This is a genomic window from Streptomyces sp. CC53 (genome assembly GCF_001865245.1).
In the GTDB taxonomy this organism is placed as follows: Bacteria; Actinomycetota; Actinomycetes; order Streptomycetales; family Streptomycetaceae; genus Streptomyces.
This window is the reverse complement of record NZ_MKXB01000227.1, coordinates 23576-46548: the sequence shown is the minus strand read 5'-3', so window position 1 is coordinate 46548 and position 22973 is coordinate 23576. Positions and strand designations below refer to the sequence as shown.

At 76.4% G+C, this 22973-nt stretch carries 21 protein-coding genes, 1 tRNA gene and 1 pseudogene; 16 read left to right on the top strand and 7 right to left on the bottom strand.

Features of this window, described 5'->3' with window-relative positions:
- The 7 genes and pseudogenes from BJP40_RS29850 to BJP40_RS29820 all read left to right on the top strand — a co-directional run.
- Positions 1–787, top strand: a pseudogene (locus BJP40_RS29850) (hypothetical protein); the annotation flags it as partial.
- Positions 788–793: 6 nt separating this feature from the next.
- Positions 794–1228, top strand: coding sequence for a roadblock/LC7 domain-containing protein (locus BJP40_RS29845; RefSeq protein WP_071283779.1), 435 nt, complete (start codon positions 794–796; stop codon positions 1226–1228).
- Positions 1225–1602, top strand: coding sequence for a DUF742 domain-containing protein (locus tag BJP40_RS29840; RefSeq protein WP_107416898.1), 378 nt, complete (start codon positions 1225–1227; stop codon positions 1600–1602). The genes BJP40_RS29845 and BJP40_RS29840 overlap by 4 nt, the downstream gene beginning before the upstream one ends.
- Complete coding sequence (locus BJP40_RS29835) at positions 1580–2203, top strand: ATP/GTP-binding protein (RefSeq protein ID WP_071283776.1); 624 nt, start codon at positions 1580–1582, stop codon at positions 2201–2203. Before BJP40_RS29840 ends, BJP40_RS29835 begins: the two co-directional genes overlap by 23 nt.
- Positions 2203–2787 carry a GAF domain-containing protein gene (locus BJP40_RS29830; protein WP_071268653.1) on the top strand — a complete coding sequence of 195 codons (585 nt, stop codon included), beginning with the start codon at positions 2203–2205 and terminating at the stop codon, positions 2785–2787. Before BJP40_RS29835 ends, BJP40_RS29830 begins: the two co-directional genes overlap by 1 nt.
- Positions 2788–2891: 104 nt before the next feature.
- Positions 2892–2965 (top strand) — tRNA-Pro (locus tag BJP40_RS29825).
- Between the two features lie 503 nt (positions 2966–3468).
- Positions 3469–3861, top strand: coding sequence for an ACT domain-containing protein (locus BJP40_RS29820; RefSeq protein ID WP_071268654.1), 393 nt, complete (start codon positions 3469–3471; stop codon positions 3859–3861).
- A 192-nt stretch (positions 3862–4053) separates the two neighbouring features.
- On the opposite strand, the gene BJP40_RS29815 is transcribed toward BJP40_RS29820, so the two are convergent.
- Together BJP40_RS29815 and BJP40_RS29810 are read right to left on the bottom strand one after the other, a co-directional pair.
- Positions 4054–4836 carry a spermidine synthase gene (locus BJP40_RS29815; protein ID WP_071283773.1) on the bottom strand — a complete coding sequence of 261 codons (783 nt, stop codon included), beginning with the start codon at positions 4834–4836 and terminating at the stop codon, positions 4054–4056.
- A gap of 100 nt (positions 4837–4936) precedes the next feature.
- Complete coding sequence (locus BJP40_RS29810) at positions 4937–6622, bottom strand: ribonuclease J (RefSeq protein ID WP_071268656.1); 1686 nt, start codon at positions 6620–6622, stop codon at positions 4937–4939.
- A gap of 615 nt (positions 6623–7237) precedes the next feature.
- Here BJP40_RS29810 and BJP40_RS29805 point away from each other — a divergent pair.
- From BJP40_RS29805 to BJP40_RS29785, 5 genes are all read left to right on the top strand, one after another.
- On the top strand, positions 7238–7678 hold the full coding sequence (locus tag BJP40_RS29805) for a hypothetical protein (RefSeq protein ID WP_071283770.1): 441 nt from the start codon (positions 7238–7240) through the stop codon (positions 7676–7678).
- Positions 7675–8325 carry a class F sortase gene (locus BJP40_RS29800; RefSeq protein ID WP_071283767.1) on the top strand — a complete coding sequence of 217 codons (651 nt, stop codon included), beginning with the start codon at positions 7675–7677 and terminating at the stop codon, positions 8323–8325. Before BJP40_RS29805 ends, BJP40_RS29800 begins: the two co-directional genes overlap by 4 nt.
- Before the next feature lie 142 nt (positions 8326–8467).
- Positions 8468–8959 (top strand): RNA polymerase sigma factor, encoded by a 492-nt coding sequence (locus BJP40_RS29795; protein ID WP_071283764.1) that lies wholly within the window; start codon positions 8468–8470, stop codon positions 8957–8959.
- Complete coding sequence (locus tag BJP40_RS33405; protein ID WP_107416897.1) at positions 8943–9401, top strand: hypothetical protein; 459 nt, start codon at positions 8943–8945, stop codon at positions 9399–9401. The genes BJP40_RS29795 and BJP40_RS33405 overlap by 17 nt, the downstream gene beginning before the upstream one ends.
- A gap of 174 nt (positions 9402–9575) precedes the next feature.
- The gene (locus BJP40_RS29785; protein WP_071283762.1) at positions 9576–10757 is read left to right on the top strand and encodes a spore photoproduct lyase family protein; all 1182 of its coding nucleotides are present in this window, start codon (positions 9576–9578) and stop codon (positions 10755–10757) included.
- A 171-nt stretch (positions 10758–10928) separates the two neighbouring features.
- Here BJP40_RS29785 and BJP40_RS29780 read toward each other — a convergent pair whose 3' ends face one another.
- Genes BJP40_RS29780 through BJP40_RS29765 form a run of 4 tightly spaced genes read right to left on the bottom strand, consistent with a single transcriptional unit; the run spans position 10929 to position 15890 of the window.
- Entirely contained in the window at positions 10929–11924 is a 996-nt protein-coding gene (locus BJP40_RS29780) for a DUF5914 domain-containing protein (RefSeq protein WP_071283759.1), read from the bottom strand.
- Positions 11921–12925, bottom strand: a complete 1005-nt coding sequence (locus BJP40_RS29775) for a phytoene/squalene synthase family protein (protein WP_071283756.1) — start codon at positions 12923–12925, stop codon at positions 11921–11923. Before BJP40_RS29775 ends, BJP40_RS29780 begins: the two co-directional genes overlap by 4 nt.
- On the bottom strand, positions 12922–14454 hold the full coding sequence (locus BJP40_RS29770) for a phytoene desaturase (RefSeq protein ID WP_071283753.1): 1533 nt from the start codon (positions 14452–14454) through the stop codon (positions 12922–12924). The genes BJP40_RS29775 and BJP40_RS29770 overlap by 4 nt, the downstream gene beginning before the upstream one ends.
- Positions 14451–15890, bottom strand: coding sequence for a polyprenyl synthetase family protein (locus BJP40_RS29765; protein WP_079171568.1), 1440 nt, complete (start codon positions 15888–15890; stop codon positions 14451–14453). The genes BJP40_RS29770 and BJP40_RS29765 overlap by 4 nt, the downstream gene beginning before the upstream one ends.
- Before the next feature lie 207 nt (positions 15891–16097).
- Here BJP40_RS29765 and BJP40_RS29760 point away from each other — a divergent pair, with 207 nt between their 5' ends.
- From BJP40_RS29760 to BJP40_RS29745, 4 genes are all read left to right on the top strand, one after another.
- The gene (locus BJP40_RS29760; RefSeq protein WP_071283751.1) at positions 16098–17285 is read left to right on the top strand and encodes a lycopene cyclase family protein; all 1188 of its coding nucleotides are present in this window, start codon (positions 16098–16100) and stop codon (positions 17283–17285) included.
- Between the two features lie 44 nt (positions 17286–17329).
- Entirely contained in the window at positions 17330–18049 is a 720-nt protein-coding gene (locus tag BJP40_RS29755; RefSeq protein ID WP_071283748.1) for a class I SAM-dependent methyltransferase, read from the top strand.
- The gene (locus BJP40_RS29750; RefSeq protein WP_079171567.1) at positions 18046–19602 is read left to right on the top strand and encodes an FAD-dependent oxidoreductase; all 1557 of its coding nucleotides are present in this window, start codon (positions 18046–18048) and stop codon (positions 19600–19602) included. Before BJP40_RS29755 ends, BJP40_RS29750 begins: the two co-directional genes overlap by 4 nt.
- A gap of 479 nt (positions 19603–20081) precedes the next feature.
- A complete protein-coding gene (locus BJP40_RS29745; RefSeq protein WP_071283745.1) occupies positions 20082–21323 on the top strand; it encodes an NAD(P)/FAD-dependent oxidoreductase in 1242 nt (413 codons plus the stop codon).
- A gap of 9 nt (positions 21324–21332) precedes the next feature.
- Here BJP40_RS29745 and BJP40_RS29740 read toward each other — a convergent pair whose 3' ends face one another.
- A complete protein-coding gene (locus BJP40_RS29740) occupies positions 21333–22838 on the bottom strand; it encodes a cryptochrome/photolyase family protein (protein ID WP_071283744.1) in 1506 nt (501 codons plus the stop codon).
- Between the last annotated feature and the right edge of the window lie 135 nt (positions 22839–22973).

Here is a 22973-nt window from a genome sequence, read left to right as displayed (position 1 = left end):
CGCAGGTCCCCGCCACGCCGCGCCGGCCGCCGCGTCCCCGCCGCCCGGCCCCACCGCCCCCGGTCCGGCGCCCGCCGCCGCGACCCCGCCGGGCATCCCGCACCCGGCGACCGCGCCCGACCGCCGGACACCGCCCCAAGCCGTCCCCTACGAGCCCACCACGTGGCCGGGCGGGAACGTCCAGCCCGCGCCGCGGCCCCTGCAGCCGCACGCGTGGACGGAGGCGCCGGAGCCGTACGCGGCGGACCAGTGGACCGGACGGCCCGCGCCGCACTCGACCGTGGCGGCGGGGCCCCACCCCTCCGGAGGCCACCGGGCCGGGCAACCCGATCCGTGCGGCGCGGACCTCCTGGCGGGGGCAGGGGGGCCGTACCCCCCGGACCACGCCGTCGGCCACGCCTGGCCGCCCCCCGCGGAGGACGGGCCGTACCCCGCGGACGACCACGTCGACGGACCGGAGCACCGCCCGGGCGGCCAGGGGGCCGGACCGCCGCACCCCCGCCACGCACGGAGGGGCGGCAGCGGGCCCGAGGCCCGGCCCCTGCTCCCCAAGCGCCGCGCGCAGGAGCACCTGGCGCCCCAACTGCGCGGCGGCCCCGCCCGGCCTCCGGTGCGAGACCCGGCGCACGGCGACGAGGCCCTGCACGACCCCGGACTCATGGCGGCCTTCCAGCGGGGCATCGCCCTCGCGGAGTCGATGCCCGCCGCCGACCTGCCCGCAGGGCCCGGCGCCCCGCCCGGGACCGGCACCGCGCCGTGGCGACACGACGACACACACGAGGAGTGACGCACCATGACGACCGATGTGCAGACCGGCAACGCCCCCGACCTCGACTGGCTGCTGGACGGACTGGTCCGGCGCGTCCCGCACGCCCGCAGTGCGGTCCTGCTCTCCTCCGACGGCCTCGTCAAGTCGGTCCACGGCCTGGACACCGACAGCGCCGACCACCTGGCGGCCCTCGCCTCCGGGCTCCACTCGCTGGGCCGCAGCGCGGGCAGCCGCTTCGGTGACGGCGAAGACGTCCGCCAGGTCGTCGTGGAACTCGACGCGACCCTGCTGTTCGTCGCCGCCGCCGGCTCCGGTTCCTGCCTCGCCGTCATCGCGGGCCGCGAGACGGACACGGCCATCCTCGGCTACGAGATGACCATGCTGGTCAAGAGCGTCCGGCCCTACCTCACCACCCCGCCGCGGCGGGCCGCCGCCGCGCCGGGCACCCCGGGGCACTGAACGTGCTGCCCCGGCAGGAGGGCCCCTGGCTCGACGACGCGGCCGGCCGCCTCGTGCGCCCCTACACCGTGAGCGCCGGCCGCACCCGGCCCTCGACAGCGCTGGACCTGCTCTCCCTCGTGCGGGCGACCGGGCGGCTGCCGGCTTCGCCCCTCGGGCCCGAGCACGCGACCGCCCTCGGGCTGTGCGGCGGACCGACCTCCGTGGCCGAGGTCGCCGCCCACCTCAGGCTGCCCGCCGTCATCACCAAGGTCCTCCTGTCGGACCTCGTGGACTGCGGCGCCCTGACGGCGCGCGCCCCCCGCCACCACGCCCACCGCACCGACCGTTCCCTGCTGGAGGCAGTGCTCGATGGCCTACGACGACGGCTCTGACCGCCGGGACGACGGCGGCGACGCCTTCCCCACCGCCGTCAAGATCCTCGTCGCGGGCGGCTTCGGCGCGGGCAAGACGACGTTCGTCGGCGCGGTGAGCGAGATCCCGCCGCTCAGCACGGAGGAACTGCTCACCCAGGCCGGCGCCGGCACCGACAGCCTGGACGGTGTCGAGTCCAAGGCGACGACCACCGTCGCCATGGACTTCGGCAGGATCACCCTCGACCGGCGGCACGTGCTGTACCTGTTCGGCACGCCCGGGCAGGAGCGCTTCTGGTTCCTCTGGGACGAGCTCTCCGAAGGGGCGCTCGGCGCGGTCGTCCTCGCCGACACCCGGCGCCTCCAGGACTCCTTCTCCGCCGTCGACTTCTTCGAAGGGCGCGGCATCCGGTTCGCCGTGGCCGTGAACGAGTTCGACGGCTCCCACCACTACGACCCCGACGAGGTGCGCGCCGCCCTCGGCCTCGCCCCGGAGGTCCCCGTCGTGCTGTGCGACGCCAGGAACACCGGGTCAGGCATCCGGACCCTGGTCACCCTGGTCCGGTACCTGCTCGTCACGCACCCCGCCCCCGCCCCGGCACCCAGCTACGGAGCACCGTGATGACCCACCACCCCGCGGCGCACCTGCGCCTGACCCCCTACGACGAGGAGGCACCCCGCCGCGCGCAGCGGCTGCGCCGACTCGGCCTCGGGCAGCGCCCCGACCCGGCCTTCGACGCGTTCGCGCGGCGACTCACCGAGGTCACCCAGGCGCCGTACGGGATGGTCAACTTCATCGACGAGACCCGGCAGTTCTTCGCGGGCCTCCACACCCCGGCCGGCTCCTTCACCGGCACGTACACCGGCCCCCGCTCCGCGACCGCGGGCGGCGGCCTGCCCCGCTCCCTGGCCCGCGACCACGGCTACTGCCCCCACGTGGTGGTCCGCCGCAAGGCGCTCGTCCTGGAGGACGTCTGCGACTACCCGCGGTTCGCCGGGAACCCCGTCGTCGACGAGATCGGCATCCGCTCGTACCTCGGCGCACCGCTGATCGACCGCACGGGCACGGTGCTCGGCACGGTCTGCGTGGCGGACACCCGGCCCCGCCCCTGGGGGCGGGCCGGACTGGACACGATCAAGGCCATGGCGGCGGAGCTGGTGGAGCAGATCCACCGCCACGAGGACGGCACGCCCCCGGCCGTCTGACACGGGACCCGGACCGGCCGGTAAGCGGTTCGTGATCACCACTCGGAGTGCGGTATTGTTCTCGTGCACGCCGGGCCTGGGGAAACCCCAGGTCAGACGGGCAACGGGACGTGGCGCAGCTTGGTAGCGCACTTGACTGGGGGTCAAGGGGTCGCAGGTTCAAATCCTGTCGTCCCGACTCGAAAGAGTCGCAGGTCAGGGGCCGTTTCAGAGGAATCTGGAACGGCCCCTTGACCGTTCTTGCGGGACACGGTCGGGGACCGTCCGGCACGCGTCGGGGGTGGACGACCGCTGACGGCACGGGTGCACCGACCACGCCGAGACGGGATCTCACCCGCACCACGCGTCCGACGGCACCCCGGCGCTCTCCAGCACCGGTGTCCTTCCCTTCACGGACGCGGGCTGCTACGGGATGTCCTTGGCCCGGCACGTGCCCTGCCGCCGCCGCGCCGCTTCGCGCCCTCGGCTGCGACACCTGCGGACCGCATGCCCGCGGCGAAGACCTGAGGGCGCTTCCGCTCCTTGCGGAGGGGCACCGGGCCCGCGCGCAGGAGGATGCCGATGTCCGCTTCGATCGGTGGAGGGCCATGCGCCGGGTCCACGCGCGGGAAGATGCCTGCGGGCGCCCTCGCTCCGCGGTCGACCGACGGCACCGGCACACCGACGCCCCCAGGAGGCACCGTGTCAGGAGAGAAGAACCTCCGTGCCCTGCTCGCTTCGATGAGCCCCCGGCTCAACGACGGGCAGTACGTGTTCACGCTGGCCCCGGCCGGCGCCGTCCCGACGGGCGTGCGACCGGTCGCCACGGTCCTGGAGGACGAGGGACTGACCCTCGTCGTGCCCCGTGAGGACGCCGACCGCGAGGGCCTGGCCTACGACTACGTGGCCGCGTGGATCACCCTGCGGGTGCACTCCGCCCTGGACGCGGTGGGCCTGACCGCGGCCTTCGCCACGGCGCTCGCCACGGCCGGGCTCAGCTGCAACGTCGTCGCCGGTCTCCACCACGACCACCTCTTCGTGCCGTACGACGACGCGCCCCGGGCCCTGGACGTGCTGGCGTCGCTGACCGGCTGACCGGCTGGCCGGGTGACCGGGCCGGCCGGGCGATCACGCCGCTGGCGGAGCAGGTGTCCGCAGGGTCGCCGGGGGAGAGCCGGCGGCGGGGCCCCGCGGGTGCCGGGCCGGGGCGGAGCACCGTGCGGGCAGGGGCCAAGCCCCGTGCCGGTCACTGCCCGAGTCGCCGGCCGCGTCCGGCGTGACGCGCGCTCAGGACGGCCCGGCCCCCGCGCGGGTGCGGGCCAGGTAGACGGTGTTCGCCGACGTGCCGCCCTGGACGGGGTTCGGGAAGTCGACGACTGTGGCCGCCGCCTCCGCGAAGACCCCGGCGAGGGAGGCGGTGAACGCGTCGTCCGGCGGGTCGTTCGACCACAGGGCGAAGACCCCGCCGGGGTGGAGGCGCTCGGTGAGGGCGCGGAGCCCCGCGGGCTCGTACAGCGCGGCGTGCCGGGGGTGCAGCACGTGGCGCGGTGAGTGGTCGACGTCCAGCAGGACGGCGTGGAAGCGGCGGCCCGGCGTCCGCGGGTCGAAGCCGCCGGGTTCCGCCGCCAGGGCGAAGAAGTCACCGTGCACGAACCGGCAGCGGGCGTCGGAGGCCAGGCCCGCCCCGAGCGGGACCAGCCCGCGCCGGTGCCAGTCGATCACCTCGGCGAGCGCCTCCACGACGGTCAGCGAGCGGACCCGGGGGTCGTCCAGCGCGGCGCGGGCGGTGTACCCGAGGCCGAGCCCGCCCACGGCGACGTCCAGCCGGGCGCCGGGCCGCGCGACGGCGGAGTCCCGCCCGGCGGGGCCCGACGCGCCGTCCGGCAGCCACGCCAGGGCGAGTCGGGCGAGCGCCGTCTCGCCGGCCGTGAACAGGCTGGACATCAGGAACGCGTCGCCGAGTTTCACCTCGTGGACGTCGGCCCCGGACGCCGGGTCCCGCCGGCGCCGCAGACTGAGGTCGCCGAGGGGCGTCGGACGCCAGTCGATCTCCTGGAAGCGGCTGCTCATCCGGGTTCCGCCTCTGTCGTGTCGCCGGACGGGCGGGTGCGCGCACCCGGGGCCGCCGTGGTGGGGTGGGGGAGGGGTACGGGCCGATCGGCCCGAGCCGTCAGGCGTCGATGATGACGGGGATGATCAGGGGCTTGCGGCGGTAGGTGCGGAAGGCCCAGTTCGCGACGGACCGCGCGATGAGCTGCTCCAGCTGGTGCGCGTCCCCGATGCCTTCCTCCGCCGCTGCCGCCAGCGTCTTCTCGATGACCGGGACGGCGGACTCGAAGGTGGCCTGGTCGTGGACGAACCCGCGGGCCAGGAAGTCCGGCGGCTCGGCGAGCGCGCCGGTGTCGGCGTCGACGATCGCCACGACCGTGACGACCCCCTCCTCGGAGAGTGTGCGGCGGTCCTTCAGGGACGCCTCGGTGGCGCCGCCCACCGTCATGCCGTCGACGTAGACGTACCCGGCGGGCACCTTGCCGGTGATGGCGGCGCGGCCGTCGACCAGGTCGACGACGACGCCGTCCTCGGCGATGACGACCCGGTCGGGGTCGACGCCGGTCCGGATGGCGAGGTCGGCGTTGGCCCGCAGGTGCTTCCACTCACCGTGCACGGGCATGACGTTGCGGGGCTTGACGATGTTGTAGCAGTAGACGAGCTCACCGGCGCTGGCGTGTCCGGACACGTGGACCTTGGCGTTGCCCTTGTGGACGACGTTGGCGCCCCACCGGGTCAGCCCGTTGATCACCCGGTAGATGGCGCTCTCGTTGCCGGGGATGAGGGAGCTGGCGAGCAGGACGGTGTCGCCCTCGCCGATGCGGATCACGTGGTCCCGGTTCGCCATCCGGGACAGCGCGGCCATCGGCTCGCCCTGGGAGCCGGTGCACACCAGGGCGATCCGGTGGTCGGGGAGCTTCTCCAACTCCTTCGCGTCCACCACGAGGCCGGACGGGACGTTCAGGTAGCCCAGTTCGCGGGCGATGCCCATGTTGCGGACCATCGAGCGGCCCACGAAGGCGACCTTGCGGTCGTACTGGTGGGCGGCGTCGAGGACCTGCTGGATGCGGTGCACGTGACTGGCGAAGCTGGAGACGATGACCCGCCGCGGGGAGGTCCTCATCACCTGCTCGATGGCCGGGTTCAGTTCGCGCTCGGACGTGGTGAAGCCGGGGACCTCCGCGTTGGTGGAGTCCGTGAGGAACAGGTCGACGCCCTCCTCGCCGAGCCGCGCGAAGGCCCGCAGGTCGGTGATGCGGTCGTCGAGCGGGAACTGGTCCATCTTGAAGTCGCCGGTGTGCAGCACCAGGCCGGCCGCCGTGCGGATCGCCACCGCGAGCCCGTCCGGGATCGAGTGGTTGACCGCCACGAACTCGCACTCGAACGGCCCGAACCTCCGCCGGTCGCCTTCCTTCACCCGCACCGACCGCGGCTGGATGCGGTGTTCCTTCAGCTTGGCCTCCAGGAAGGCCAGGGTCAGCTTCGACCCGACGACCGGGATGTCCCGCCGCTCCCGCAGCAGGTACGGCACACCGCCGATGTGGTCCTCGTGCCCGTGGGTCAGCACCACGGCCACGATGTCGTCCAGCCGGTCCCGGATGGAGGTGAAGTCCGGCAGGATCACGTCCACGCCCGGCTGCGTCTCCTCGGGGAACAGCACCCCGCAGTCCACGACGAGCAGCTTGCCGGCATGTTCGAACACCGTCATGTTGCGGCCGATCTCGCCCAGACCGCCCAGGGCGACGACCCTGAGCCCTCCTCGGGGCAGTGGCGGTGCGGGCTTCAGGCCGGGATGTGGATGACTCATACCCTCACGTTAGCGGGGAGCGCGCCGAGGTGATCTCCGACGCCTCCGCCGGCCTTCCCACAGCCCCGGGCGCCGCGGCCTGCCCCCACCGTACCGACCCGCCCACGGCACACGGACGGGAGGCGGTCCGCCACCCCGGGGCGGCGCGGTGACTCGTCCTTCCGCGCCGACGCCGTCCGCCGCTGCGCCGGGCCGTACGGCACGGGGGTGAAGCCGTCGCGCGATCCGCGGCCCGGGCGCCGCCCGACCGGCGGGGAACCGCCGTCAGCGGTGCGGGCGGTGAGGGCGGAAGACGACCGGGGCGGCGGCGGGCCTACGACGCCCCGGGAGGGCTACCTGTGCGGATCATCACAGCACTGCGCCCCTCGGACGGGCCGCCGCCCCCCGGTCGGAGTCCCGCCGCCAGGGAGCGGGCCGGGCTACCCGGCACCGTTCAGACCCCGGCCGGCCCCTCGGCGGGACCCGTGGGTCTCCCAGGAGGAGCGGGGCCCGCGCCACCGGCCGGCACCGGCGGCTTTGCCGTCTCTTTACAACCCGCGCTGCCTTCGCGTCGTCTCTCCGCTCGACCTGTCACCCGGTCCGCCACGGGCCGCCGACGAAGGAGAAGCCACCACCATGCGCCGTACCGTCCTCAGCCTCACGGCCCTCGGCTGCACCGCCCTGCTGGCGGCCGCCGCGCCCGCGTCCGCCCACGAGGCGTCCCCGTCCCCGGTGCCCGGTGCGGCCGCCGCCCCCTCGGTCGCCGCCGTCCCGACACCCCGCGCCGAACCGGTCCCCGACATGGACGCCGCCCCTTCCGCGGCCCCTGCCGCCCGCACCGCGCCGACCGGCGGCCCGTCCCCCGTCCCCTCGGTGCCGTCGGCCGTTCCACCCCGGGCCGCCGACAGCGGCCAGGTATCCGTCGTACCGTCCGGCGCACCGGACACCGGAGTGCCGGCGGCCGTCCCGGCGCCCGGGGCGGACCGGGGCGGGCTCGCCGGCGGTGCGGCCGCGGTGCTCGCCGCCGGCGGAGCGGCGGCCCTCGTCGTACGGCGCCGACGGGCCGGCGGAGCATGACACCGCACTCCAGGCGCGCGTTCTGCGCGGTGGTGGCGGCCCTGGTCCCGACCGGCTGCGCGGCGCACGGCCCCGCCCGGAGGGAACCCGTCGCGCGGCGGGCACCGGAAGGCGCCCACGAGGCGGCGGGGACGGGGCCCGGCGGCACGCCGCTCCCACCGCCGCAGGATGCTGGCCGCCTCCTCGGGCGTTCGTCCCCCGTCCGGCTGCGGATCCCGGCGATCGGCGTCGACACCCCCGTCATGCGGCTCGGCCTCGCGCCCGACGGCACCGTGGAGGTGCCCCCGGTCGCCCCGCACGACCAGGCGGGCTGGTACCGGCACTCGCCACCGCCGGGACTGCCCGGCCCGTCCGTCATCCTCGGCCACGTCACCGTGGGCCCGTACGGGGACGGGGTGTTCCGCCACCTGGGCCGGCTGCGCCCGGGCGACCGGATCACGACGCACGCGGCGGACGGCCGGACGGCAGAGTTCACCGTCGGCGCCGTCCGGACCGTCGCCAAGGCGCGGTTCCCCGCGGACGCCGTGTACGGCGACACCGAAGGGCCGCGGCTCCGGCTCGTCACCTGCGGCGGCCCCCGCACGGGCGACGACTACCGCGACAACGTCATCGTCTTCGCCGCACCGGGCCCCACGGCGGCCCCCTGACGCCCCGCCGCGGCCCGGGCGGGCCTGGGCCGCTCTGACGCGGCCGTGCCGCGCGGCGGGCCTAGCCCGGGCCGTGCGGAACGCGCCGCGCGGCCCGGCAGCCCGAACGTCCCGTACGCGACCCCCACGACCATGGAGAGCGTTGAAAGAGTCCCGAGACGCGGCGGCCTCCGAGCTGTTCGCCGCCCTGTATCCGCGCCTGGCCGGCTGGTGCCGCGGTCTCGTCGACGACGACGGCACCGCCCACGAGATCGCCTCCGAGTCCTTCACCCGCCTCTGGGCCCGCTGGAGCCGCGTGGAGGAGCCGCGCGGGTTCCTCTACGTCACCGCCGCCAACCTCGTACGGGACCACTGGCGCAAGCGGGAACGCGAGCGCCGGGCCATGCGCCGGGTCCGCACGGAAGCCGAGGCGCACGGCCCCCACGAGCAGGCCGACCCGTCGGTGCGCCTGCTCGTCCAGTCCCTGCCGGAGCGACTGCGCGTGCCGATCCTCCTCCACTACTACGCTGACATGCCGATCCGGGAGGTGTCCCTGCTGACCGGGCGCAAGGAAGGAACCGTCAAGGCCGACCTCCACGCGGCCCGCGAACTGCTCCGCACCCACCTGAGGAGAAGCCTTGACCCCACGCCCTGACGACGACGCGCACGTCCCCGGCCCCACGCCCGACGACCCCCTCGCGGTGCTCCTGCGCGCCCCCGCCGGGCACCTGGCACCACCGCCGGGCCGCTACGCGCAGATCCGCCGTGCGGCCTCGCGCCGCCGCACGCTGCGCGCCGCGGCGGGGGTGGCGGCGACCTGCGCGGTCACCGCCGTGATCGCGGTCCCCCTGTACCTCGCGGGGCCCGCGGCGCCGACCTCGCCGGCGCCCCCGCTGTCACCGCCGGCCCCGACCGCTCCGCCGACCACTCCCGTGCCCCCGACGCCGACCTCCAGTGCTCCGCCACGGGCCTCCGCGGTACCGTCCGCCGCCGCGCCACGCGGAGGCGAGGCACCCCGTGCTCCGGGCGGCGCCCTCCCCGACACCTCGGCGAGGCCGAGCCCGGGCCCCGGGGCCGTGGACGGCGCCGGGCGGTGAGGGAGGCGCGTCCGCCCGCAGCGAGCCGACCGCCACACGTCGCGGCCCGCCGCCCCGGCCGGCCCACCCGCCCCGCCGGAGCCGTCGTGCGGCGCCCCGCCGTGCCCAGGAGCGGGCCCGTAAGGTGGTACGGGGTGCCTTCCGGCACCCCGTACCACCCGTAGTGGAGCGCCCATGCACCTCCCGCCCACCGGGCCGGACGACGACTCCGGCGCGCTGTTCGGCCTGGACGCCCTCGACACCGGGGCGCCGCCGACCGCAGCGCGGGACAGACCGCTCTTCCGGGACTCGGCGGCGGCACGCCGGCTGCTGCCCGTGCGGGAGATCCACGCGGAACCCGCCGCGGCGGCCTCCCCGCGGGGCCGGCAGGTCCTGCGCCGCTTCCCGGACGCCCGGCTGGTCACGGTGGACTCCCACTGGCGCATTCCCGGCCTGCACGGCAACGAGGGCAACGTCGACCGCTGGGTCCGGATCAAGGGCGAGACGCTCGTCCTCGGGGAGAGGAAGACCCTCACCACCCGCCCCAACGGCCGGTCCGCCGACTGGATCGCCCCCGGCGCCTCCAACGGCTGCGCGATGGCCTGCGCCTACTGCTACGTGCCCCGCCGCAAGGGCTACGCCAACCCGATCACCGTCTTCACCAACATCGACCGGATCATCGCCCACCTCGCCCGCCACATCGCCCAGCAGGGCCCCAAGCCCGAGCCGAACCAGTGCGACGCCCGGTCCTGGGTGTACGACATCGGCGAGAACGGCGACTGCTCGGTGGACGCCCTGATCTGCGACAACACCGCCGACCTCGTGCGCGCCTTCCGCGGGTGGCCCACCGCCAAGGCGTCCTTCGCCACCAAGTTCGTCAACCCCGACCTGCTCGTGCTCGACCCGCGCGGACGGACGCGGATCCGCTTCTCCCTCATGCCACCGGACGACGCACGCCTCCTCGACGTGCGGACCTCGCCCGTCGCCGAACGCATCGCCGCCGCCGCGGACTTCCTGGACGCCGGCTACGAAGTGCACTTCAACCTCTCGCCCGTGGTCGTCCGCCCCGGCTGGCAGGACGCCTGGGCAGAGCTCCTGCGGCACCTCGACGACGTCCTGCCGGAGCGGGTGAAGCGGCAGGCCGCCGCCGAGGTCATCATGCTGACCCACAACCAGGACCTGCACGCGGTCAACCTCGGCTGGCACCCCCGCGCCGAGGAGGTGCTGTGGCGTCCTGAGCTCCAGCAGGCCAAGCGCTCCGAGAACGGAGCCCTCAACGTCCGCTACCGCAACGGGGTCAAGGCGGAGGCGGTGGCCGCGCTGCGCGCCACGATCCAGCGCCACGCCCCCTGGCTCACCGTCCGGTACGCCTTCTGATCCCGAAGCCCGGCAGGGGCCCCCGCCGGGCCGACTCCCCGGCCGACCCGGCACAGCCCCCGGCGGCAGGCGGCGCGCCCCACTCCTCCACGACCGTGCCCGGCACTGGGCCACCATGCCGGGACGGGCGCCCGGCCACCGCCCGCCCGCCCCGGCGAGCGGGGCCGGGTGTCAGCCCGGGAACCGGCCCGACGACCGCAGCTCCCACCGGCGCTCCGCGTACGCGAGGTCGTCCCGCCAGAGCCGCCCCGCCGCGGTCCGCACCACCGGCCGCAGCAGCGGGGCGGCCCGGCGGACGAAGGCGAACCCCGGCCGGTCCGAGGCCGCCACGACGGCCTCCGTCACCGCCGTGCGCGGACGCCCCCGGTCGTCGGTCCCCATCGGGGTGGCGTGGGTCTCCACCACGGAGCCCACCCCCTCCCCCTCGGTGATGTGCATGACGACGGTCCGCGGCTCGGGAGCGGTGAACACCGCCCGGACCGGGACCACCAGCCGCCCCGCCACCTTGAAGGACACGTCGACGGTGAAGCCGTCACCGTCGTCACCGGGGGCGCCGACCACCGTCAGGTCGACGAACGAGTACGGGTGGTACCAGGCCCCGTGCCACGGGTCCAGGCGGTTCGCCACCACGTCCTCGGGCTCGCAGACCCCGACGCCCCTGTACACGGCCGCCAACCCGCTGCCGGGCGCCGGGCGGACCGGCACGACGGGTGCGTCGAGCGGTTCCTCACCGCCGGCCTCGTCCAGCCGCACCCAGACGAGGACCCCGTCGTCGAAGACGGGCAGCGGCTCCCAACCCGCGAACGGCGAACCGTCCAGGGCGAGCCCGTGCCAGTGGCACACCAGCGTGCCGCACCGGACGGGACTGTCCGCCAGGGGCGCCCCCAGGTGGGGGCAGACCCCGGGACCGGCATGGAGGCGCCCCCCGGCGCCGCGCCACACGACCACTTCGCGGCCCGCCACCGTGCCGGCCAACGGGCGGTCGGGCCGCACCGCGTCGCCGGCGCCGAGGACGTACCAGTTGCCCGACGGGCGGGCCTGGGCCCGTTTCAGCGCGTCCGCGATCACGCCCGGCCTGGCGTCGCGCCAGGTGGGCCGCTGCCGGTCCCACGGGACGGGGCGGCGCCGCAGCGACAGGGGCAGACGGGCGCGGGGCCGGGGGTTCACGCGACCTCCTCGGAGACCGGACGGGCAGGGGCGGCAGGCGGGACGGCGGGCGCGGTACGGGACCGGCGGTGGTGCCGCAGCCGCGCGGCGGCCACCCGGACCAGCCCGTCGGCCGCGACCGCCGCGCGGGTCCGCCGCGGCACCACCGAGCGGCGGTGCAGCACCGCGTAGCCGTCCCGGGCCACGGCGCCGAGGATGCTGCCGTAGAGGACGAACGCGGTGCGGATGCAGGGCCGCGCCACCGGGTCGAGCATCCCCAGACCGGGCTCCGCCTCCCGGTAGACGCGGCGGGTCAACGCCTCGAACTCCCGCAGCGCGGCGGTCACCCGGCGGTCGTCGCGCCCCGAGTCCCGGCACCAGCGCAGCAGCTCCCGGTCCACGCCGTGCCCGGCGAGCAGGTCCGCCGGCACGTACACACGGCCCCGGTCGAGGTCCTCGCCCACGTCCCGCAGGAAGTTCGTCAGCTGGAAGGCCACGCCCAGGGCGGCCGCGTGCGGCGCGGCCTCCTCGCGCGGCACCACCGTGCCCAGCACCGGCAGCATCTGCAGCCCGATGACGGCCGCCGAGCCGTGCATGTAGCCGCGCAGGTCGGCGTACGTCGGGTAGTCCGCCACCACGAGGTCGGAGCGCATCGCCGCCATGAAGTCGCGGAAGTGGTCGTGGTCGATCGCGTACCGGCGTGCGGTGTCGGCGACGGCCAGCACCACCGGCTCGTCGTCCGCGCCGTGCCGCAGCCCCTTGTCCAGCCGCTGCTGGAGCTGCGCCAACCGCGCCTCCCGCGCGGCGTGGTCCGCCCCTGAGTCGAGGGAGTCCACGATGTCGTCGGCCCACCGGGCGAACCCGTACAGCGCGTGCACGGCCGGCCTGCGCTCCGCCGGCAGCAGCCGGGTCGCGAGGAAGTACGTCCTGCCGTGGGCCGCGTTGAGCGCCCGGCACCGGCGGTAGGCGGCCCGCAGGGCCGGGTCGGTGATGCCCGCGGCGTCGAGTTCGCGGCCGGTCATACGGGGGTCCCCTCGGCTCGTGCGGGCGCCGTACGGGCGGCGGAGCGTGCGCCGCCGGTGATGCGGGCCGCCGCCAGCTTCCCCGACACCAGGGTGGTCGGCACCCCGACGCCCGGAGTGGTGCCGCAGCCGGCGAGTACGGCGTTCGCCGTGCCGCGCACCAGGTTCCGTGGCCGGAAGGGGCCCGTCTGCAGGAACGTGTGGGCCGCCGAGAACGGCGTGCCCGCGGCGTGACCCTGCCCGAGCCAGTCGGCCGGGGTGACGAGGCACTCCTCGTCGATGGCCGCCCCGATCCCGTCGAGGCCGCGCCGCTCCAACTCCCGCAGGAGGGCGTCCCGGTAGCGCGGGCCGAGGTCGCCCCACGCGGCGGCTCCCGGCCCGAGGTCCGTGTTGGGGCAGGGGGCGAGGATGTAGTGCAGGTGGCGGCCCGGCGGGGCGAGCGACGGATCGGTCGCCGTGGGCCGGGTGACCAGCAGTGACGGATCGCTCATCAGCCGCCCCTCGCGGGTGAGTTCGTCGAACGTGGACCGCCAGGCCGCGCCGAACGAGATCGTGTGGTGGGCGAGGTGCGGCCAGGTGCGGTCCGTGCCCGCGTGCAGCACGACCGCGGACGGGGAGTGCCGCAGCCGCACCGGCCTGCGGGGGCTCCCGCCGAGGAGCCGGTACGCGACGGGCAGGTCGGGCGTCAGCACGACCGCGTCGCACGGGATGCGGTCCTCGCCCGTCACGACGGCGGTGATCCGGTCACCCGACCGCTCCAGCCGGGCGACCTCCTCGCCGAACCGCAGCTCGGCCCCCGCGTCGGCGGCGGCGTCCGTCATGGCCTGCGGCAGGGCGTGCATGCCGCCGCGCGGGAAGTAGACCCCGGCGACCGTGTCCATGTACGCGATCACCGCGTACGCCGCCAGGGCCCGGGCCGGGGGGACGCCCGCGTACAGGGCCTGGAAGGAGAACACCCGCTGGAGCCGCTCGTCCTTCAGGAACCGGCCGATGCGCCGGTCGAGCCGGCCGAAGCCGCCGAGCGCCGCCAGACGGGCGAGGTCGCCGGTCAGCAGGTCGAGCGGGGAGTCGAAGTTCGCGTCGATGAAGCGGCGCATCTGCGCCCGGTACAGCCGCTCCAGCCAGGTGCGCAGCCGCCGGTACCCCGCCGCCTCGGAGGCCCCGGCGAACCGCTCGACCTCCGCGGCCATCGCGTCGCCGTCGGTGTGCACGTCGAGGGCGGTGCCGTCCGCGAACGACGCCCGGTACGCCGGGTGCAGCGGAATCAGCTCCACCCGGTCGAACAGGCTGTCGCCCACCGCGGCGAACGCCTCGTCGGCGAGCTCGGGCATGGTCAGCACCGTCGGTCCGGTGTCGACCCGGTAGCCGCCGAGGTCCAGGCGGCCGGCCCGTCCGCCGGGCAGCGGGTCCCGCTCGACGACGGTGACCCGCCGCCCGGAGCCGAGGAGGTGCAGGGCGGCCGACAGACCGGCCAGTCCCGCGCCGACGACCACGACGTGGTCCGTGCGGCCCGTCACGGTGCGGGTCATCGCCGCACCTCCGGCGTGCCGGAGCCGGCGGGGGAGGGCGACGGGTCGGGATGCGGGCGGGCCGGTGGCTCACCGGGGGCACGGGACGCCGTCGCGGCCAGCAGCTCCCGCAACCGGTTGCCGGCGGCCGGGACGAGCGGCGCGCCGTCGACGTGGCGGAGCCCCTGCGTGGCCAGGCGGCCGATCCTGGCCTCGACGGCGGCCCGCGCGCCGGTGCGCACCAGCACCTCCCGCACCTCCTCCAGCCCCGCCGGGCTCAGGCCGGGATCGCCGAGCGCCCGGTCCAGCACGTTCAGGGCGTGCCGGTCCGACGCGGCCGCGGCGCGTGCCGTCGCCACGGCGACCAGATACGTCGGCTTGCCCTCGCGGATGTCGCCACCGGCCGGCTTGCCGGTGCGGGCCGGATCTCCGAACACGTCGTCCAGGTCGTCGCGGAGCTGGAAGGCCACGCCCACGCAGCGCCCGGCCGAGCACAGCGCCTGGAGGGTGCGGGCCTCCGCGCCGGCGACGGCGGCGCCCAGGGCGAGGGGCCGCTCCACCGAGTACAGCGCGCTCTTGAGGCAGGCGGCCCGCAGGGCGCGCGCCTGGGAGCGCGACCCGGTGAGCTGGCCCTGCAGGTCGAGGAACTGACCGGCCACCATCTCCGTCCGCATGTCGCTCCACAGGCGGTGCACCACGGTCGCCGTCCACGGGTCCAGGGCCAGTTCGGCCACGACGTCGTCCGCCCACGCCAGCGCGAGGTCCCCGGCCAGGATCGCGGCCGCCTCACCGAAACGGGCGGCGCGGGACGGCGCCGCGGCGCCCGCGTGCCGGTCGCGCACCTCGGTGTGCAGGGCGGGGCGACCGCGGCGCAGCGTCGAGCCGTCCATCACGTCGTCGTGGACCAGCGCGCAGGTCTGCAGCAGTTCGAGGGCCGCGCCGATCCGCAGCGCCGCCGTGGCGGATTCCTCACCGGATCCGCCGCAGGCGCGCATCGCCCACCAGACGAGCTGCGACCGGGTGCGCTTGCCGCCGCCCTGCGTGAACCGGGCGACCTGCCCGGCGAGTTCGTGTGCGAAGCGGCCGTCCAGGGCACGGGCCCGTGCGAGCCGGTCCGCGAGCACCTGTTCCAGCACCCGGCCGACGGCGGCGGGCACGTCCGTGTCGACGGCGTCCACGGCCGCCGTCCCCCCACCCGCGGCGGTCCTGCCCACGGGGTCCGTCTGCGCGCCGGTCACGTCAGCGGCGCCCGGGTCCGCGGGGTGCGCGGCCGCCACACGGCGCAGAGGGGCCGCGAGGTGCAGGGGCGCAGCGCCCTCGGAAGCCCCGCGGGCGTGCGCCCGGCCGGTGGCGGGCCGGTCCGGCCGCTCGTGCCGGGGAGGCTCCGGCGGGGCCACCAGGCGGGGGACGGGCGGCGGGGCGGCCGCAGGATGGTCCTTCGCCTGAGTGGGCCGCATCCCGGTTCCTCTCGTCGTGGTGTCGATGCCTTCTTCATCGTCCTTCGGCCATCCCCCGTGATACGGATGCGGATCGTGCCGGGTCCCCGAAAACCTCGGAAAGCCACCGGGTGGACGCATCCGCCCGGGTGACGGCATCCGATGCGGGCACGGGACGGGAAAGGGCGTCAGACGCACGCACACGCACGAAGGGTGGAAGGAGCCGCGGTGCCGGAGGTGGATGTGGCGGTCATCGGGGCGGGAGCGGCCGGGCTGTCCCTGGCCCACCGCCTGAGCGGACGGGTGCCCGGGGCCCGGACGCCGTCCGTGGTCCTCGTCGACGCGCCTCCCGGTCCGCTGCGGCCCCCGCCGCGGACCTGGTGCTTCTGGGAGTCCGGCGGCGGCCGCTTCGACGCGGCCGTCCGGGCCCGGTGGCGGCACCTGCGGGTACGGCCGCCCGCCGGGCGGCCGATCGACGGCGACATCGCGCCGCTGCGCTACAAGATGATCCGCTCCGACGACTTCGAGGCCCTCGTCGCCCGGGACCTCGCGGACAGCCCTAACGTCCGCCGGGTGGAGGCCGTCGTCGACACCGTGGACGAGTACCCGGGCGGGGCCCGCGTGCGCACGACCGGCCCGGACGGCGCCGAGGGCCTCGTGGACGCCCGCTGGGTGTTCGACTCCCGGCCCCTCGGCAGCCTCCCCGCCGCCCGCACCACCCTGCTCCAGCACTTCCACGGCTGGTTCGTCCGCACCGCGCGCCCCGCCTTCGACCCCGGGACCGCCGAACTCATGGACTTCCGGACGCCCCAGCCCCGCGAAGGGCTCTCCTTCGGCTACGTCCTGCCCACCGGACCGTGCGAAGCCCTCGTGGAGTACACCGAGTTCTCCCCCCGGGTCCTCACCCCCGGCGGCTACACGGCTGCCGTACGGCACTACGTCGACGACGTGCTGCGGCTCGGCGACACGGAGGTCGTCGCCACCGAGACCGGGGTCATCCCCATGACGGACGCCCCCATGCCGCGGCGCACCGGAGCGTCGGTGTTCCGGATCGGCGCCGCCGGGGGCGCGACCCGCCCGTCCACCGGCTACACCTTCGCCGGTCTCCAGCGCCAGACGCGGGCCGTGGCCGCCGCACTGCGGCGGGAGCGGACCCCGGTGCCGCCGGCCGCCCACTCCGTCCGGGCCCGCGCCATGGACGCCGTCCTCCTGAGGGCCCTGGACAGCGGCCGGGTGGACGGGCCCGCGCTGTTCGCGCGGCTGTTCGCCGACGTCCCCATGCGGCGGCTGCTGCGCTTCCTCGACGGCCGCACCCGCCTTCTCGAGGACCTCTCCGTGGGCCTGCACACCCCGATCGGCCCGATGCTCCGCAGCGCCGCCGAACTGCCCCGCCTGCCGCGCCGCCCCTCCGGCTGACCCGATCCGATCCGACCCCGTTCCGCCCCGCCCCTGGAGACCGCATGACCCTGCTGCGCGACGAAGACCTCGCCGCCGCCTTCGACCACGCGTCCCGCAGTTACGACACGCTCGTGGCCGCGAACCCCGGCTACCACGCGCACCTGCGGCGGTCGGTGCGCCGCCTCGGTCTGCCCGGGCACGGCCAGGGACTGCGCGTCCTGGACCTCGGCTGCGGCACCGGGGCGTCGACGGCCGCGCTCCGCTCCGTCCTCCCGGCCGCCGACCTCACGGCCGTGGACGCCTCCGCCGGCATGCTGGAGCGGGCCGCCGCCAAACCGTGGTCCGACGGGGTGCGGTTCGTGCACGCCCCGGCCGAGCGGCTGGCCGCCGCGGGCGTGCGGGGGCCGTTCGACGCGGTGTTCGCCGCCTACCTCTTCCGGAACGTCTCCGACCCCGACGCCGTCCTCACCGCCGTCCGCGGTCTGCTGCGGCCCGGCGGACGGCTCGGCGTCCACGAGTACACCCTCAGCGGCAGCCGCACCGACCGGGCGGTGTGGACCCTGGTGTGCCGCGGAGTCGTCCAACCCGCCGCCACCGTCCTCGGGGACGGGCCGCTCTACCGCCACTTGTGGCGCAGCGTCGTCGACTTCGACACCGCCGGGCGGTTCGCCGCCCGGCTCCGCGACGCCGGCTTCGACCGGGTCCGCGCCCTGCCCCTGCCCGGCTGGCAGACCGGCATCACCCACACCTTCGTCGCCCGCCGCGGGGAGGACCCCCGATGACGCTCCCCGCACCGCGCCGGGCAGCGGCCCGCCGCGGCCGCGACCGGCGGGCCCGCGTCCTGCCCGCCCACCCCGGCGCCGACCACGTCCTGGGCCGGCCGTCGGTCGCCGTCGTCGGCGCCGGGATCGCCGGGCTCGCCGCGGCCACCGCCCTGGCCGAACGGGGCGTCGCCGTGACCCTGTACGAACGCGAGACCTACGTCGGCGGACGCGTCGGGGGCTGGCGGACGCGCCTGAGCGACGGCACCTCCGTCACCATGAGCCGGGGCTTCCACGCCTTCTTCCGCCAGTACTACAACCTGCGGGGCCTGCTGCGCCGCACCGACCCGGGCCTCGACCGGCTGACCGGTCTGCCCGACTACCCGCTGCTGCACGCCGACGGCATGCGGGACGGCTTCCGGCACGTCCCCCGCACCCCGCCGTGGAGCGCGCTGGGCTTCGTCGCGCTCAGCCCGTCCTTCCGGGCGCGGGACCTGCGCACCTTGGACCCGGTCGCGGCCCTGCCCCTGCTCGACGTGCGCGTCCCCGACGTGTACGACCGCTTCGACGGCACCTCCGCGCACGACTTCCTGGACGCCGTCCGCTTCCCGGAACGCGCCCGCCACCTGGCGTTCGAGGTGTTCTCCCGGAGCTTCTTCGCCGACCCGCGGGAGCTGTCGGCGGCCGAGATGGCGCTGATGTTCCACATCTACTTCCTCGGCTCCGCCGAGGGCCTGCTGTTCGACGTGCCCCGCTCACCCTTCCCGCAGGCCCTGTGGGACCCCCTGGTCGGCTACCTGAAGGGCCACGACGTCGAACTGCGCACCGGCACCGCGGTCGAGCACGTCACTCCCGTGCGGGGCGGCGGCCACGACGTCGCCGCGGAGGGCGGCGAGCGCCGCTACGACGCCGTGGTCCTCGCCCTCGACCCGGGCGGCCTGCGGTCCCTCGTCGCCCGCTCCGACCGGCTGGGCGACGCCCCGTGGCGGGAACGGGTCGCCCGCCTGCGCACCGCGCCGCCGTTCCTGGTCACCCGGCTGTGGCTGGACCGCCCGGTGGCCGGTGACCGGCCGGGCTTCCTCGGCACCAGCGGCTTCGGCGGACTGGACAACATCAGCGTCCTCGACCGCTGGGAGGACGAGGCGGCCCGCTGGGCGGCGCGCACCGGGGGGTCCGTCGTCGAACTCCACGCCTACGCGGTCGGCCCGGGCGCGGACCGCGACGCCGAGCAGCGGCGCCTCGTCGAGCAGCTCCACCGCGTGTACCCGGAGACGCGCACGGCCACGGTCGTCGACGTCCGGCACGAGTGGCGGGAGGACTGCCCGCTGTTCCCGGTCGGCGGCTACGCCGACCGGCCCACCGTCCGCACCCCGGACCCCGCCCTCGTGGTGGCCGGGGACACGGTGCGCGCCGATCTGCCCGTGGCGCTGATGGAGCGGGCGGCCACGACCGGCTTCCTCGCCGCGAACGCGCTGCTGGAGCGGTGGGGCGTGCGCGGGCAGACGCTGTGGACCGTACCGGACCGCGGGCGGGGCACGGTGCTGCCGAAGCTCGCCGCGTGGGCGGGCCGCTGAGCCGGCACCGCACCGGAACGGGCAGCCGCCGCCGGCCCGGCGCGGCGGCCGGGCCCCGGGACCCAGGGCTCCGACGGGGAGGGGCGGGACCTCGATGCGCGGTCGTCTCCGCGACGACCGCCGGCGACGGGCGGCAGGGCGGCACCCGGCGCGAGTCGGGGCCGTCCGCCTGCGGTCCGTGGGGGGCGGGCCGCCGCACCGGAACGCAGTGGCCTGCGGCCGGGCGACCCCGGGCACGGAGGGGGCCGCTCGTCCACGGCCTGTGCGGGGCGGGCTGCCGCACCGGAACGCGGCGGCGGCAACCGGCGGCACGCCCCGTCCGTGCTCCGGCCGCGACCGCGGTGCGCGCCGGCCGGCGTGGCCGGCGGCGCGGAGTGGAACACGGGAGCGGGACGGGGACGCCGGCAGGCGCTCCGTGACCGGTACGGCACGAGCGGCGGGCCGCATGGCCCGCACCGACAGGTGGAAGAGGTGGTCATGTGTCCGCAGCGCGGGAAACGACGGACGTGCTGGTGGTCGGGGCCGGGGTCGCCGGGCTGGCCTGTGCCCGCGACCTGCTGGGGGCCGGCGTCGGAGTCCGGGTGCTGGAGGCGTCCGACGGCGTGGGCGGCCGGATGCGCTCCGACCGCGTCGACGGCTTCGTGGTGGACCGCGGGTTCCAGGTGTTCAACACCTCCTACCCGCAGGTCCGCCGCCGCCTGGTCCTCAAGGACCTGCGGCTGCGGCCCTTCACCCCCGGCGTCCTCGTCCACACCCCCGACGGCCGGCTCCGGTTCAGCGATCCCACCCGCCGCCCGCGCACGCTGCCCGACCTGCTGCCGGGCCGCCTCGCCGGCCCCCGCGACCTCGCCGCCGCCGGACTGCTGTCCGCCCGGGACATGCTCGCCCCGCCGCGCCTGCTGAAGCGGCTCCGCGACACCACCACCCGCGCCGCCCTCGCGGACGCCGGGGTGTCGGACGCGTTCGTGGAGACGTTCTTCCGCCCGTTCCTGTCGGGCGTCTTCCTGGAGGACCGGCTGGAGACCTCCAGCCGTGTCTTCCACCTCGTGTGGCGCAGCATGCTCCGGGGCACCCTGTGCCTGCCCGCCGAGGGCATCGGAGCCGTGCCGCGCGCCCTGGCGGCCGCCCTGCCCGAGGGGACCGTGCGGCTGGGCACCCCCGTCGAGCGGCTCACGGCCGACGGCGTCGCCACGGCCGACGGCCGGGAGGTCCCCGCGCGCGCCGTCGTCGTCGCGACCGGCCCCGGGCCCGTCGCCGAGCTGCTGCCCGGCGTGCGGGTGCCCGACTACCGCATGGTGACGACGTATTACCACGTCGCGCCCCGCTCCCCGCTCGGTGAGCCGACGCTGCTCGTGGACACCCGGCGCCGCTTCCTCGACACCTGCGTCCTCAGCGACGTCGTCCCCTCCTACGCCCCGCCCGGACACGCGCTCGTCGCCACCTCCGTCCTGGGCCGTGACGAGGAGCGCCGCGAACACGGGGTGCGGGAGGCGCTCGCCGAGGCGTACGGCACCGGCACGGACGGCTGGGACCTGCTGGCCGTGCGCACCGTGGAGGACGCCCTGCCGGCCATGCCCCCGCCGCAGCCGCTGACCCGCACCGCGCGGGTGTCCCCCGGGCGGTACGTGTGCGGCGACCACCGCGCCACCGGATCCGTTCAGGGGGCCCTCGCCTCCGGGGCGCGGGCCGCGCGCGAGGTGCTCCGCGACCTGCGGCCGTGACGCCCGGGATCACGGGGGGCCGTCGCCGCGCCGCCGCTCCTGGTCCAGCAGGTCGTCCAGGTCCCCGAGCCGGTCCAGGCCCCGGACCGCCTGCGTCGTCCGCGGATTGCGCTCCAGCCGCGCCCGGTGCCGGTGCAGGAACGCCCAGTACCCGGCGGTGTACGGGCAGGCCCGCTCACCGGTCCGGTCCCCGGGCCGGTGGACGCAGCCGCCGCACAGGTCGCTCATCCGGTGCACGTACGCCCCGCCGGACGTGTACGGCTTCGTCGTCATCCGGCCGCCGTCGGCGTACTGCGACATCCCGACGACGTTGGGCACCATCACCCAGTCGTAGCCGTCCACGAAGCAGCGGTGGAACCAGTCCGTCACCGCCTCCGGGTCCCAGCCGCGCTGGAGCGCGTGGCTGCCGAGCAGCATGAGCCGCGGGATGTGGTGCGTCCAGCCCGTGTCGCGGACCTGGGCGAGCGCCGTGGCCAGGCACCGGGCCCGCACGGCGTCGGCGTCCAGTTCCAGGAACCAGTCCGGGAGCGGGGCCCGGTGCCGCAGCTCGTTGCGGTGGCGGTAGTCGTCGCCGAAGTGCCAGTAGAGCTGCCACACGTACTCCCGCCACCCGGCGACCTGGCGGACGAACCCCTCGACGCTGTTGACCGGCGCCCGGCCGGCCCGCCAGGCGTCCTCGGCGTGCTCCACGCACTCGGCCGGGTGCAGCAGACCGAGGTTGAGGGACGACGACAGCAGGCTGTGGCTCATGACCGGGTCCCGCGCCAGCATCGCGTCCTCGTGCGGCCCGAACCCGGCGAGGCGGTGCTCGGCGAACCGGCGCAGGGCGGCCAGCGCCTCCCGCCGCGAGGCGGGGAAGAGACGCGGCCCGTCCCGGCCGACGAAGCGGACCTCGCCGTCCCGCTCCCAGCGGTCGAGGTCCTGGCGCACCTCCGCGTCGATGTCGTCCTCCCGCGGCCGGTACGGCGCCGGCGCCCCGAGGGTGGACGCGCCCCGGGGCGGCGGCTCGCGGTTGTCGTGGTCGTGGTTCCAGCGGCCCCCCGCCGGGCCGTCCCCGTCCATCAGCAGGCCGTGCGTGCGCCGCACCCACCGGTAGAAGTCCTCCTGCCGCAGCCGCTCACCGCCGTGCCCGTCCGCCCAGGCGCGGAAGTCCTCCCGCGCCACGAGGAAACCGCGCGCCGGCAGCACCGTGACGGCGTCGAGGGACCGCACCAGCCGCAGCGCGGCGTACGACGTCGGGTGGTGCACCGTCACCGGGCCGCCCCCGACGGCTTCGCGCAGTCCCTCCCGGTAGGTCTCGGCGCGGACGTAGCGCACCCGGTCGCCGAGCTCCGCGGCGCGGTGCCGCATGGCGGACAGCACCAGGTGCGCCTTCGCCCGGTGGAAGCGCCGGCGGCGGAACACCGAGCGGGTCTCGATCATCACCACGGGTGCGTCCCGTGCCGGCCCGCCCGGTCCCGGGGCCAGGAAGTGCGGCCCGAGCTGGTCGCCGAACAGCCAATGGGGAACCGTCACGACAGGGTCCTCCTCGCTCCCACAACAGGGTCCTCCTCGCTCTGACGGGTCCCCGTCCTCACCGCGGACGCGCGGGTGCCCCGGGCCCTCCGCGTCCGGCGGAGCCGGGGTGACCGGCACTGCCCCGGGGCCCGC

Coding starts and splice junctions, on each gene's coding strand:
- BJP40_RS29845 (WP_071283779.1), top strand. CDS start 794: ATGACGACCGATGTGCAGACCGGCAACGCCCCCGACCTCGACTGGCTG.
- BJP40_RS29835 (WP_071283776.1), top strand. CDS start 1,580: ATGGCCTACGACGACGGCTCTGACCGCCGGGACGACGGCGGCGACGCC.
- BJP40_RS29830 (WP_071268653.1), top strand. CDS start 2,203: ATGACCCACCACCCCGCGGCGCACCTGCGCCTGACCCCCTACGACGAG.
- BJP40_RS29815 (WP_071283773.1), bottom strand. CDS start 4,836: ATGAGCAGCCGCTTCCAGGAGATCGACTGGCGTCCGACGCCCCTCGGC.
- BJP40_RS29810 (WP_071268656.1), bottom strand. CDS start 6,622: ATGAGTCATCCACATCCCGGCCTGAAGCCCGCACCGCCACTGCCCCGA.
- BJP40_RS29805 (WP_071283770.1), top strand. CDS start 7,238: ATGCGCCGTACCGTCCTCAGCCTCACGGCCCTCGGCTGCACCGCCCTG.
- BJP40_RS29800 (WP_071283767.1), top strand. CDS start 7,675: ATGACACCGCACTCCAGGCGCGCGTTCTGCGCGGTGGTGGCGGCCCTG.
- BJP40_RS29785 (WP_071283762.1), top strand. CDS start 9,576: ATGCACCTCCCGCCCACCGGGCCGGACGACGACTCCGGCGCGCTGTTC.
- BJP40_RS29775 (WP_071283756.1), bottom strand. CDS start 12,925: ATGACCGGCCGCGAACTCGACGCCGCGGGCATCACCGACCCGGCCCTG.
- BJP40_RS29770 (WP_071283753.1), bottom strand. CDS start 14,454: ATGACCCGCACCGTGACGGGCCGCACGGACCACGTCGTGGTCGTCGGC.
- BJP40_RS29765 (WP_079171568.1), bottom strand. CDS start 15,890: ATGCGGCCCACTCAGGCGAAGGACCATCCTGCGGCCGCCCCGCCGCCC.
- BJP40_RS29755 (WP_071283748.1), top strand. CDS start 17,330: ATGACCCTGCTGCGCGACGAAGACCTCGCCGCCGCCTTCGACCACGCG.
- BJP40_RS29750 (WP_079171567.1), top strand. CDS start 18,046: ATGACGCTCCCCGCACCGCGCCGGGCAGCGGCCCGCCGCGGCCGCGAC.